This is a genomic window from Streptomyces sp. NPDC020192 (genome assembly GCF_044388685.1).
Classification (GTDB): domain Bacteria; phylum Actinomycetota; class Actinomycetes; order Streptomycetales; family Streptomycetaceae; genus Streptomyces.
In genome coordinates this window covers 408,156-419,626 of the sequence record NZ_JBIRXG010000004.1, presented here as the reverse complement: position 1 = coordinate 419,626, position 11,471 = coordinate 408,156, and the positions used below count along the sequence as shown (strand labels likewise).

The 11,471-nt window shown below is 71.9% G+C and carries 14 protein-coding genes and 1 riboswitch; of the genes, 5 read left to right on the top strand and 9 right to left on the bottom strand.

The window, feature by feature from the left end:
- Positions 1 to 68: 68 nt before the first annotated feature.
- Genes ACH47Z_RS11545 through ACH47Z_RS11515 form a run of 7 tightly spaced genes read right to left on the bottom strand, consistent with a single transcriptional unit; the run spans position 69 to position 4,809 of the window.
- A complete protein-coding gene (locus ACH47Z_RS11545; RefSeq protein ID WP_399072985.1) occupies positions 69 to 524 on the bottom strand; it encodes a PH domain-containing protein in 456 nt (151 codons plus the stop codon).
- Between the two features lie 15 nt (positions 525 to 539).
- On the bottom strand, positions 540 to 1,388 hold the full coding sequence (hisG, locus tag ACH47Z_RS11540; RefSeq protein WP_399072984.1) for an ATP phosphoribosyltransferase: 849 nt from the start codon (positions 1,386 to 1,388) through the stop codon (positions 540 to 542).
- Positions 1,389 to 1,441: 53 nt separating this feature from the next.
- Positions 1,442 to 1,714: a phosphoribosyl-ATP diphosphatase gene (locus ACH47Z_RS11535; RefSeq protein WP_007491392.1), complete on the bottom strand. Its 273-nt coding sequence runs from the start codon at positions 1,712 to 1,714 to the stop codon at positions 1,442 to 1,444.
- 34 nt (positions 1,715 to 1,748) lie between these two features.
- Positions 1,749 to 2,234 carry a 6,7-dimethyl-8-ribityllumazine synthase gene (ribH, locus tag ACH47Z_RS11530; protein ID WP_399072983.1) on the bottom strand — a complete coding sequence of 162 codons (486 nt, stop codon included), beginning with the start codon at positions 2,232 to 2,234 and terminating at the stop codon, positions 1,749 to 1,751.
- A gap of 21 nt (positions 2,235 to 2,255) precedes the next feature.
- Entirely contained in the window at positions 2,256 to 3,566 is a 1,311-nt protein-coding gene (locus ACH47Z_RS11525; RefSeq protein ID WP_399072982.1) for a bifunctional 3,4-dihydroxy-2-butanone-4-phosphate synthase/GTP cyclohydrolase II, read from the bottom strand.
- Positions 3,563 to 4,204: a nicotinamide riboside transporter PnuC gene (locus ACH47Z_RS11520; protein WP_399072981.1), complete on the bottom strand. Its 642-nt coding sequence runs from the start codon at positions 4,202 to 4,204 to the stop codon at positions 3,563 to 3,565. Before ACH47Z_RS11520 ends, ACH47Z_RS11525 begins: the two co-directional genes overlap by 4 nt.
- A complete protein-coding gene (locus tag ACH47Z_RS11515) occupies positions 4,201 to 4,809 on the bottom strand; it encodes a riboflavin synthase (protein WP_399072980.1) in 609 nt (202 codons plus the stop codon). Before ACH47Z_RS11515 ends, ACH47Z_RS11520 begins: the two co-directional genes overlap by 4 nt.
- Positions 4,810 to 4,967: 158 nt before the next feature.
- Positions 4,968 to 5,098, bottom strand: a riboswitch (FMN riboswitch).
- 262 nt (positions 5,099 to 5,360) lie between these two features.
- On the opposite strand from ACH47Z_RS11515, the gene ACH47Z_RS11510 reads away from it, so the two are divergent.
- From ACH47Z_RS11510 to ACH47Z_RS11500, 3 genes are all read left to right on the top strand, one after another.
- Entirely contained in the window at positions 5,361 to 6,257 is an 897-nt protein-coding gene (locus ACH47Z_RS11510) for an RNA polymerase sigma-70 factor (protein WP_399072979.1), read from the top strand.
- 104 nt (positions 6,258 to 6,361) lie between these two features.
- Positions 6,362 to 7,105, top strand: coding sequence for an SDR family oxidoreductase (locus ACH47Z_RS11505; RefSeq protein ID WP_399072978.1), 744 nt, complete (start codon positions 6,362 to 6,364; stop codon positions 7,103 to 7,105).
- Between the two features lie 17 nt (positions 7,106 to 7,122).
- A complete protein-coding gene (locus tag ACH47Z_RS11500; protein WP_399072977.1) occupies positions 7,123 to 7,296 on the top strand; it encodes a hypothetical protein in 174 nt (57 codons plus the stop codon).
- A 121-nt stretch (positions 7,297 to 7,417) separates the two neighbouring features.
- Here the strand turns inward: ACH47Z_RS11500 and ACH47Z_RS11495 are convergent, their stop codons facing one another.
- On the bottom strand, positions 7,418 to 8,785 hold the full coding sequence (locus tag ACH47Z_RS11495) for an ROK family transcriptional regulator (protein ID WP_399072976.1): 1,368 nt from the start codon (positions 8,783 to 8,785) through the stop codon (positions 7,418 to 7,420).
- Between the two features lie 94 nt (positions 8,786 to 8,879).
- Here ACH47Z_RS11495 and ACH47Z_RS11490 point away from each other — a divergent pair, with 94 nt between their 5' ends.
- Positions 8,880 to 10,094 (top strand): MFS transporter, encoded by a 1,215-nt coding sequence (locus ACH47Z_RS11490; protein WP_399072975.1) that lies wholly within the window; start codon positions 8,880 to 8,882, stop codon positions 10,092 to 10,094.
- A gap of 6 nt (positions 10,095 to 10,100) precedes the next feature.
- On the opposite strand, the gene ACH47Z_RS11485 is transcribed toward ACH47Z_RS11490, so the two are convergent.
- Positions 10,101 to 10,559, bottom strand: a complete 459-nt coding sequence (locus tag ACH47Z_RS11485) for an acyl-CoA thioesterase (protein WP_399072974.1) — start codon at positions 10,557 to 10,559, stop codon at positions 10,101 to 10,103.
- 430 nt (positions 10,560 to 10,989) lie between these two features.
- Here ACH47Z_RS11485 and ACH47Z_RS11480 point away from each other — a divergent pair, with 430 nt between their 5' ends.
- Positions 10,990 to 11,418 carry a VOC family protein gene (locus ACH47Z_RS11480; protein ID WP_399072973.1) on the top strand — a complete coding sequence of 143 codons (429 nt, stop codon included), beginning with the start codon at positions 10,990 to 10,992 and terminating at the stop codon, positions 11,416 to 11,418.
- The last annotated feature ends 53 nt before the right edge of the window (positions 11,419 to 11,471 follow it).

Sequence of the window (11,471 nt, the reverse complement as noted above, 5' to 3'; positions counted from 1 at the left end):
GGCGCCCCGGAGTCAGCCCCGATCTGCCTCGGAGTGCGCCCCGAGGTGTCCCGGAGCTGGCCCCTGAGTCAGCCCCGGTCGTCGGCCCCGACGGCCGTCGAGCGGGCCTCGGCGAGCGCCCGCAGGGCCCGCGCGTCGGCGATGGCGCGCTGCTTGGCGATGCCCGGCTGGATGCCGAGCGCGGGCAGGCTGGTGCCGTCGCTGAGGTTGAGGAACACCCACGGGTCGCCCGGACGGAGGTTCACCTGAACGATCTCCGCCCAGTCCAGGCGCCGCTTGCTGGCGATATTCACCACGGTGACACCGGAGTCGTCGGCGACGACCCGGACCCGGGCCAGCAGGGCCAGCACCCAGAAGATGAGCGCGCCGGTGATGACGAAGGTGAGCCGCTCACCGGGGCCGAGCTGCTCCAGCAGCAGCCCGATCGCGGAGATGGTCAGGAAGATCAGGACACCGGCGGTGAGCAGGATCGCCCGGGTGCGGCCCGGCCGGAAGGTGACGGGAAGCGAGGGGGTGTCGGACATCTCGGTGCGCGTCCCTCAGAGGCGGCAGGCGTGGATGGCCGTGGTCAGGATGGCGCGGGCGCCGATGGCGTAGAGGTCGTCCATGATCCGCTGCGCCTCCTTGGCGGGGACCATGGCGCGGACCGCGACCCAGCCCTCGTTGTGCAGCGGGGACACGGTCGGGGACTCCAGGCCGGGGGTGAGCGCGACGGCCTTCTCCAGCTGCTCGACGCGGCAGTCGTAGTCCATCATCACGTACGTCCGCGCGACCAGGACGCCCTGGAGGCGGCGCAGGAACTGCTGGACCTTCGGCTCCTCGGTGTCGGCGCCGATGCGGCGGATGACGATCGCCTCGGACTTCATGATCGGCTCGCCGAAGACCTCCAGGCCGGCGTTGCGCAGGCTGGTGCCGGTCTCGACGACGTCGGCGATGACCTCGGCGACGCCCAGCTCGATCGCGGTCTCCACGGCGCCGTCGAGGTGGACGACGGAGGCGTCGATACCGCTGTCCGCGAGGTGCTTCTGCACGATGCCCTCGTAGGAGGTGGCGACCGTCTTCCCCTTGAGGTCCTCGATGCCGTTCGCCGTGCCGGGCTTGGAGGCGAAGCGGAAGGTGGAGCGGGCGAAGCCGAGCGGCAGGATCTCCTCGGCTCCGGCGCTGGAGTCGATCAGCAGGTCACGGCCGGTGATGCCGATGTCGAGGCGGCCTGAGGAGACGTAGATCGCGATGTCGCGGGGGCGGAGGTAGAAGAACTCGACCTCGTTCTCCGGGTCGACGATCCGCAGCTCCTTGGACTCCCGGCGCTGCTGGTAGCCGGCCTCATGCAGCATCTCCGCCGCAGGGCCGGACAGTGAACCCTTGTTGGGGACGGCGATGCGCAGCATGAGGTCGGCTTCCTTTGCGTGAAGGGGTGTCTTCGGGTCTTTTACGACGGTGCTTACAGGTGGGCGTAGACGTCGTCCAGGGAGATCCCACGGGCGACCATCATCACCTGGACGTGGTACAGCAGCTGCGAGATCTCCTCGGCGGCCGCCTCCTTGCCCTCGTACTCGGCGGCCATCCAGACCTCGGCGGCCTCCTCGACGACCTTCTTGCCGATGGCATGGACTCCCTTGCCGACCAGCTCTGCGGTGCGGGAGGTGGCGGGATCGCCGTGGGCGGCCTTGTGCTGGAGCTCGGTGAAGAGCTCCTCGAACGTCTTCTTGGACATGGTGTGCCCCACCCTAGCCGTTATGGCGGACGGCCTAGTGCCAGGGTTCGGATACTGAGCGGAGCGTGGCCGCCGTGGCCAGCGCCGCCGTCACCGCCTCGTGGCCCTTGTCCTCGTTGGAGCCCTCGAGGCCGGCCCGGTCCAGGGCCTGCTCCTCGGTGTCGCAGGTGAGCACGCCGAAGCCGACGGGGACGCCGGTCTCGATGCTGACCTGGGTGAGGCCCTGGGTGACGCCCTGGCACACGTAGTCGAAGTGGGGGGTGCCGCCGCGGATGACGACGCCGAGGGCGACCACCGCGTCGTAACCGCGCCCGGCCAGCACCTTCGCCGCGACCGGGAGCTCGAAGCTGCCCGGGACCCGGATCAGGGTCGGCTCGTCGATCCCCAGCTCGTGCAGGGCGCGCAGGGCGCCGTTCACCAGACCGTCCATCACCTTCTCGTGCCACTGCGCCGCGATGACGGCGACCCGAAGGTCGCTCGCGCCCCGTACGGACAGTTCCGGTGCACCCTTGCCGCTCACGTCTCTCCTTCAGTGCCTTGCTTACTGGTTGCCACAGGTGGACGCGACCGCGGCCGCGGAAGCGGTCGCGGCGGGCGTGTCCAGCCAGGGCAGGTCGTGTCCCATCCGGTCCCGCTTGGTGCGCAGGTACCGGAGATTGTGCTCGCCGGCCTGGACCGGCATCGGCTCGCGGCCGTTGACCTTCAGGCCGTGGCGCAGCAGCGCGTCGGTCTTGTCCGGGTTGTTGGTCATGAGCCGGACGCTGCGCACGCCGAGGTCGGTGAGGATCCGCGCGCCGGCGCCGTAGTCCCGGGCGTCGGCGGGCAGGCCCAGTTCGAGGTTGGCGTCGAGCGTGTCGCGGCCCTGCTCCTGCAGCTCGTACGCCCGGAGCTTGGACAGCAGGCCGATGCCGCGTCCCTCGTGTCCGCGCAGGTAGACCACCACGCCCCGGCCCTCCTGCTGGATGCGCTCCAGGGCGGTGTCCAGCTGAGGGCCGCAGTCGCAGCGCAGGGAGCCGAAGACGTCGCCGGTGAGGCATTCGGAGTGGACGCGGACCAGGACGTCCTCGCCGTCGCCGATCTCGCCGTGCACGAGGGCGACGTGCTCGACGCCGTCGGTGGAGCGGTAGCCGTAGGCGGTGAAGGTGCCGTGCTTGGTGGGCAGGCGGGTCTCGGCCTCGCGGCGGACGGTGGGCTCGCTGCTGCGGCGGTAGGCGATCAGGTCCTCGATGGAGATGATCGTCAGGCCGTGCTTGCGGGCGAACGGGATCAGCTCGGGCAGCCGCAGCATCCGGCCGTCCTCGCCGGCGATCTCCACGATGGCGCCGGCCGGGCGCAGTCCCGCGAGCCGGGCGAGGTCGACGGCGGCCTCGGTGTGGCCGTTGCGGACGAGGACGCCGCCGGACTTGGCCCGCAGCGGGAAGACATGGCCGGGGCGGACGAAGTCGGTGGGCTCGGCGGTGCCGCCCGCCAGCAGCTGGAGGGTGGTGGCGCGGTCGGCGGCGGAGATGCCGGTGGTCACGCCGTGCGCGGCGGAGGCGTCCACGGAGACGGTGAACGCGGTCTTCATCGACTCGGTGTTGTCCTCGACCATCTGCGGCAGCCGCAGCCGGTCGAGTTCCTCGCCCTCCATGGGGGCGCAGATCAGGCCCCGGCACTCGCTCATCATGAAGGCGACGATCTCGGGGGTCGCCTTCTCGGCGGCGATGACGAGGTCGCCCTCGTTCTCCCGGTCCTCGTCGTCCACGACCACGACCGGGCGGCCCGCGGCGATGTCGGCGATGGCCTGTTCGACGGGGTCGAGCAGGAAGTCCTCGATGGGGTCGGTGTCGTGGAGCAGAGGTGCCGCGGTCATGCCGGAGCTCCTTCCAGGACGGGCTGCGGACGCCTGCGCGAGCGCAGCCACCAGTCGCGCATGCCCCACAGGACGAGCGCGCCGTAGATGACGTAGACGAAGCCGGAGAAGGCGTAGCCGTTGGTGAAGTTGAGGGGGACGCCGACGAGGTCGACGAGGAGCCAGGCGATCCAGAACTCGACCATGCCCTTGGCCTGGGCGTACATCGCGACGATGGTGCCGACGAAGATGTAGGCGTCTGGCCACGGGTCCCAGGACAGGCTCGGGTGGGCCTGGAAGAACAGGGCGACGGCGACCGTGCCGGCGGCGGCCGCGGCGAGCATGGCCGCGCGCTCGCGCCAGGTGGCGAAGCGGGGGGCGATGTGGCCGTCACCGGCCCGGTCCCTGCTGCGCTGCCACTGCCACCAGCCGTAGAGGGCCACGGTCATGACGACGGCTTGCTTGCCGGCGCTGCCGGTCAGATGGCCGTAGAAGGCGGCGAAGAGGACGAGGCCGGACAGGAACTGCACGGGCCAGGTCCACAGGGAGCGGCGCCAGCCGAGGGCGAGGGTGATGAGGCCGAGGATGTTGCCGACCATGTCGGACCAGATGATGCGCTGGCCGAAGAGCGTGAAGGCCTCGGAATTCAGCCAGTTCACTTGCCGGCTCCCTGGGCGCGGTCGCCGAGGAGGCGCTCGACGTACTTGGCGATGACGTCGACCTCGAGGTTGACCGGGTCGCCGGGCTGCTTGTGGCCGAGGGTGGTCAGGTCGAGGGTGGTCGGGATGAGGCTGACCGTGAAGTGGTCCGGGCCCGCCTCCACGACGGTGAGGCTGATGCCGTCGACCGTGATGGAGCCCTTCTCGACCACGTAGCGGGCGAGGTCCGCGGGGAGGGAGACCTTCACGATCTCCCAGTTCTCGGACGGCTTGCGCTCCAGCACCTCGCCGGTGCCGTCGACGTGGCCCTGCACGATGTGGCCGCCGAGGCGGGTGCCGACGGCGGTGGGGCGTTCGAGGTTGACCCGGGAGCCGACGGTCAGTGCGCCGAGGCTGGAGCGGTTCAGGGTCTCCGCCATGACGTCGGCGGTGAACTCGTCACCCTCGTGCTCCACGACGGTGAGACAGACCCCGTTCACGGCGATGGAGTCGCCGTGCTGCGCGCCCTCGGTCACGACGGGGCCGCGGAGCCGGAAACGGGAGGCGTCGCCGAGGTTCTCGACGGCGGTGACCTCACCAAGCTCTTCGACGATTCCGGTGAACACTTCCCGGGTCCTCCTGCCTCTTCGGGCACGGACTCCGGGGCCTGTCGATGACGACAGCATGTACGAGTGAGCCGACCTGCGGCGACGCCGAAAAAGGACTCGTCCGAATGCGGACGAGCCCCAGATACGACGGCGCGCACTACGGACGTGCCCGCTCGCCGCGCACTGCCTCCCATCCGGACTTTAACCGTCGGTCCAGGAATTTCACCTGGTCAACCGGCCGCTGGAAGCGACCGGGTCGCGGACTGTAACCGCCGGTTCGGACTTTCACCGACCCCGGAGTGCGCTGCTTCTGGTACACGGCAAGTGTGCCACGCCGGACCGTCATCCAGACAGGCGAGGAGTGTGGGCTCCCTCACAGCGCGTGTCGCGGGCCTTGCGCGGCGCAGTCGTACGGGACAACTGGCCTGCGAGGAGGGCGGATTGACGGTGGCCCGGACCATTGACCGTACTGGTCTAGTCCTTTTAGGGTGCGGACGGGTCCGGTGGCGGTGACGACGGCCCTTGCCCGCCGCCGGGCCGCCACCGCGTGTTCTGGCAGGCTGACGCGCATGACAGCGCCACTGCCGCCCCTCGCCGACGAGTTCGAATCCCATCGGCCCCGCCTCTTCGGGCTGGCCTACCGGCTGCTGGGCTCCGCGCACGAGGCGGAGGACGCGGTGCAGGACGCGTATCTGCGGTTCAGCGGCGCCGACCGGGCGGCGATCGAACACCCGGGCGCGTGGCTCGCCAGAACCGTCACCAACCTCTGCCTGACCCGGCTGACCTCGGCCCGCGCCCGGCACGAGGAGTACCGCGGGCCCTGGCTGCCCGAGCCCGTGCTGACCTCCGACGGCACGCTCGGCCCGCTGGAGTCGGCGGAGCGGCGCGACCAGGTCTCGATGGCAATGCTGGTGCTGCTCGAGCGGCTGACGCCGAGCGAGCGAGCCGTGTACGTGCTACGCGAGGCGTTCGGTTACGGCCACCGGGAGATCGCGGACGTGCTGTCCCTGAGCGAGGCCAACTGCCGCCAGCTGTACCGGCGGGCGGTGGCCCGGGTGGCGGGGCCGGAGGGCCGGTTCGAGCCCGCGCCCGAGCGGCAGGAGGAGCTGGTCACGAGGTTCATCACGGCGGCCCGCGAGGGCGATGTGGCCGGCCTGGAGAGGCTGTTCGCCGAGGACGTGGTGTGGTGGAGCGACGGCGGCGGCAAGGTGTCGGCGGCCCTGCGGCCGGTCGAGGGACGCGAGAAGGTCGTGCGCTTCCTGGTGGGCGCGGCGCAGCGGTTCGCGACGGGCTGGACGTACGCGGTGGTCGAGGTCAACGGCGCGAGCGGGGTGGCCGCGTGGGGCGGCGACGTGCTCGTCGGGGTGGCGGCGTTCGAGCTGCGGGACGGCCTGATCGCCCAGGTGCGGGCCGCGATGAACCCGGACAAGCTGGACTTCGTACGACGGCAGCTCGCGCGGTCGTAGCCCGGCCGGCCGGGGCTTGTCACATTGCGCGGGGGCTACGTGGTCTCAGCCCGCGAGGAGTGCTCCGACCGGGGCACCCGGAGTCCGGAAGGGACGGAAGCGACATGACCACGATCCTGGTGACCGGCGGGACCGGCACACTCGGCCGCCATGTGACGGAGGGGCTGCGGGCGGACGGCCACGAGGTGCGGGTGCTCAGCCGGCACGCGCAGCCGTACGCCGTCGATCTGCGCGCGGGCGGAACGGGCCTCGACACCGCGCTGGCGGGTGTGGAGACGGTGGTGCACTGCGCGAGCAATCAGCGCGGCGGCGACGAGAAGGCGGCCGACCACCTCATCGCGGCGGCGCGGCGGGCCGGGGTGGGCCATCTGGTCTACATCTCCATCGCCGGGGTCGACCGGGTTCCGTTCGGCTACTACCAGTCCAAGCTGGCCGTGGAGCGGCGGATCGAGGAATCGGGCCTCGGCTTCACGATTCTGCGCGCGACCCAGTTCCACGACCTGGTGGTGACGCTGCTGAACGGCCTGGCCAAGCCGCCCGTCCTCCTGCTCCCCGCCGGAGTGCCGGACCAGCCGGTGGAGGTGACGGAAGTCGCCGACCGTCTGGCCGAGTTGGCCCTCGGCGCACCGGCCGGACGGGTCCCGGACATGGGCGGCCCGGAGGTCCGCTCGTTCGACTCCCTGGCCCGTGCCTACCTGCGGGCGACCGGCCGCCGCAGGACCGTGGCCCAGGTCCCGCTGTTCGGCAGGACGTACCGCGCCTTCCGGGACGGCAAGCACCTGGCCCCGGAGGGGGCGGTGGGGAAGGTGACGTTCGAGGAGTATCTGGGGCGGCGGTTCGGGGGCTGACGGGAGGAGGGAGACGGGTGGGCGGGCATGAGGTGCTGCTCAACGAACACCCGATCGACGTCCAGCTGGGCAAGGTGGCCGGCCTGACGCCGGAGCATGAGCGGATCAGGGCCGTCCGGCTGCCGGCCCAGGTCCTGGGTGTGGCGGACGCGCGCCGGCGGATGCGACCGCTTCTGGCACCGGCCGGCTGAGGCTCGGGCGTCGCGGGGCGGGACGGCCCGGTCCGGTCCGTGGGGCACCGGCCGGGTGAGCCGGAGGGGGCCTGACGGACCGTCAGGTCTGGTCCGGTGGGCAGTGCGGTGGATGGGCGCGTCAGGTCAGGCCCGGGGGTGTGAAGAGGTCGTCCTGGGCGCGGTCTCGGGCCGTCAGGAGGGCTCCGCGCAGTACGGCCGTGCCGCCGAGGGTGCTGGCGCGGACCTCCGTGCGCAGGGGGGACATCCGGCGGAGCTGTTCCTCCACCAGTCCCGCCAGCATCGGCCCGCCTGCCTGGCCGACCTCCCCACCGAGCACCACGCAGCCGGGGTCCAGGACGGCCACGACGGAGGCGGCCCCGACGGAGATCCGTTCCGCGAGGGCGCGGAGGAAGCCGGCGGCGGGGTGATCGCCGGGAACGGCCTCGGCCGGGTGCGTGCCGGAGGCCGCCATGACGGTCTCTTCGCGCGCGGCCACGGTGAAGGGCTCACGGGGACCGGCCGACGACGGGTCGGACAGCGCACCCCGGTGTCCCGTCAGACCGGCGCGCGGACGGGCCGCCGTCTCCCCCGCCTCCCTCTCGTCCAGCACCGCCGCCACGGCCGCCCGCACCACCAGCGCCGCCCCCGGTCCGTCCATCGCGGCCGGGGTCGGCAGGCCGTGCTGCCTCGCCAGGGTGCCGATCGCCGACGCGCCCGTCAGGGAGTGGAAGCCGCCGGCGCAGTCCTGCGCCGAGGGCAGGGAGTCGGCGCCCGGGACCGGGAGGAAGCCGATCTCGCCGGTGCCGCCCGAGGCGCCGCGGCGCAGGGTGCCGTCGAGGACGACCGCCGCGCCGACGCCGTGGCCGAGCCACAGGAGGACGAAGGTGTCCCGGTCCCGGGCGGCGCCCTCGCGCTGTTCGGCCAGGGCCGCCAGGTTGGTCTCGTTCTCCACCGTGACGCGGGCCCCGGGCAGCCGTTCCTGCAGGGCGACCGACAGGCTGCGGTGCCATTCGGGCAGTCCGCCGGAGTCGCGCAGGTCGCCGGTGGCCGGATCGATGAGGCCCGGCGCGCCGATGCCGACGGTGTGCAGCCGGTCCGCGCCGGCCTCCTTGGCGGTGCGCTCCACCGCGGCCACCACCTGCTCCACGGCGGGCCCGGTCCCGGTGTCCCCGCCGATCGGCACGGACGCCTCGGCGAGCACCCGTCCGACCAGGTCCGACACCAGCACGAAGACGCCCTCGGTGCGGACGTCGAGGGCGGCCAGGTGGGCGCGGTCGGCGACGATGCCGTACAGCCGGGCGTTCGGGCCGCGGCGCTGCTCGCCGGACTCGCCGACCACCGTGATCAGCCCGGCGGCGGTGAGCCGGTCCACGAGATCGGCGACCGTCGGCCGGGACAGTCCCGTCAGCTGCTTCAACTGCCCTGCTGTCAGCGGGCCTTCCTGCTGGAGCAGTCGCAGGGCCAGCCGGTCGTTGATGGCCCGGGCGGTACTGGGTGATGCGGGCATGACGGGAATCCTAAAACCGTCTATCTATCAGGAAGGGTCCCTGATAGTTTACGACACGATGCCGCGAGGGCGACCCGTGGGGAGGGACTGGAACATGAGTGACGTGGGACACGCGCACGGCGAGGTGAGGCGCGCCCGGTACGCGGTGGCGGCCGTGTTCGCCGTGCACGGTGCCGTGACCGGCTCCTTCGCCACTCGGGTGCCGTGGATCCAGGAGCACACCTCGCTCGGCGCGGGCCAGTTGGGGTTCGCGCTCGCCTTCACGGCGTTCGGCGCCTCGTGCGCGATGCCGCTCGCGGGCCGGATCAGCCACCGTTTCGGCAGTCGTACGGCCCTGCGCGGACTGATCGCGCTGTGGACGCTCTCGCTGGTCCTGCCGTCCCTGGCGCCGAACCTGTACACCCTGTGCCTGGCGATGTTCAGCTACGGCGCGGCCGCGGGCATGGCCGACGTCGCGATGAACGCGCTCGGCGTCGAGGTCGAGCGGCTGCTGGGCAAGTCGATCATGTCGGGGCTGCACGGCATGTGGAGCGCGGGCGCGCTGACCGGTTCGGCGGCCGGCACGCTCGCCGCCCACCTCGGCGCCGACGCCCGTGCGCACTTCCTGCTCGCCTCGGCCGTGCTCACCGTGCTCGGACTGGTGGCCTGCACCTGGGTGCTGGACGTCCAGCCGGCCGAGGACGAGGAGCCGCCGCCGCGGTTCGCGCTGCCGCCGCGCTCCGCGCTGCTGATCGGCACGGTCGGCTTCTGCGCGGTGTTCGCGGAGGGCGCGAGCCTCGACTGGTCGGCGGTGTTCCTGCGGGACCGGCTGGACAGCTCGGCCGCGGTGGCGGCGGCCTGCACGACGGGCTTCATGCTGACCATGGCGGTGGCCCGGATCGCCGGGGACGCGGTGGTGAACCGGTTCGGCGCGGTCCGCACCGTCCGGGCCGGCGGGGTGCTGGCCGTGCTGGGCGGTCTGCTGATCGTCCTCGCCGGGCAGCAGGCGCTGGCGATGGCGGGGTTCGGGCTGATGGGGCTCGGTATCGCGGTGGTCGTACCGCTGTGCTTCGCGGCGGCCGGGCACGCGGGGCCGAATCCCAGCCAGGCCATCGCGGGCGTGGCGACGATCACCTACACCTCGGGGCTGATCGCACCGAGCCTGATCGGCGGGGTGGCCCAGGCGACCAGCCTGGTGGTGTCCTTCTGCGTGGTGATGGTGCTGGCCTGCGGGCTCGCGGTGTTCGCGGGCGTGCTGCGCAGCGCCGAGCGCGGGGGCCGCACGGACACCAGAGCGCAGACCGCCGCCGTACCCGACCCGCGCCCCTAGGAGGGGTCAGTCGGCGGGGCGCAGCAGTTCCCGGCCGACGGCGCGGAAGGCATCCGTCCAGGGCGCCGGGCGCAGGGTCGTGGCGTCGAGCCGGACCAGCACCCGGGTGCCCTGGGCGTAGGTGCGGGTCCCGTCCGCCGAACAGAACCGGAAGCCGTAGGTCAGGCCGGTGGTGCCGAGCCGTTCCAGCCAGAGGTGGACGGCGTAGGTGCCGGGGCTGGTCACCGGTGCCTCGTAGCTGACACGCAGCTCGCGCACCGCGTTGCAGGCGTCCCCGGCCGCGTGCCAGTCGCCGTCGAAGCGGACGCCGTGCTCGTTCCACAGCTCGGTCCAGGCGCGCTCGACCAGCAGCGGGTAGCGGGCGTTGTGCAGAAGGCCGAGCGCGTCGAGGTCGTCGAAGTGGACGGTGACGGGGATCAGCCGGCCGAAGGAGACGGCGGGGGCGATCGGGGCTTCGGCGGTCACGGGAGGGGCTCCTGAACATAGCTGCTGAGACAGTTCCATACTAAGCGACCGCTCAGGACCCCTGGTCGCGATGGCCGGCTGAACGCGGAGCGTTCCGCCGACGGCTACAGGGCAGAGGCGTTCCCCACTGGCCTGGACCGGCCCGCCGCTGCCCGGCCTGCCGAGCCCGGGAGCACCCCGCCGCGTGCGCGGTACTGGCCGACGCGAAGTCCGCCACCGTGTACCGGGTCCTTCAGCGCGTCGACGGCGACGCCCCGCTTCACCGTCGGGCGGGACATGTCGCACGGCGTCGGCGTCCCTGCCGGCCAGGCAACGACGTGGTAGCTCGGGCTGTCCGGTTTGATCACCCGATGTCCAAGGTCCATCGCCCGTCAACATGCGGTTGCCTACCGGGAGTTGAGCAGGAGAGTCCGCCTGTTATGGTGCGCCGATGTCATCGATCAAGCAGTTCCAAGTCACCTTTGACTGCGCGGAACCGGAGCGCGTCGCTCGCTTTTGGTGCGAGGTGTTGGGGTACGTCGTATCGCCGCCACCGGCGGGGTTCGCCACGTGGGACGATTTCGACCGCTCCCGGCCTCCTGAGGATCAGGGTTCATGGTTCGCCTGCGGTGATCCCTCAGGTGTGGGCCCGCGACTGTTCTTTCAGCGCGTTCCCGAAGGCAAAGTCGTCAAGAATCGAGTGCATCTCTGCGTGCGGGTCGGCACAGGGCTCGTGGGTGAAGAGCGCCTGGCCACGCTCGAGGCCGAGTGCGCACGGCTGGTCCCGCTCGGCGCGGTGCGCGTGCGACTGCTGTATGACGGCAACGATTCGTGCATCGTGATGCAGGACATCGAGGGCAACGAGTTCTGTCTCGACTGAGCATCCTCCAAGCCGGCGAGATGGGGATAGCCGTCTCCGGTCGGCCGGAGCGG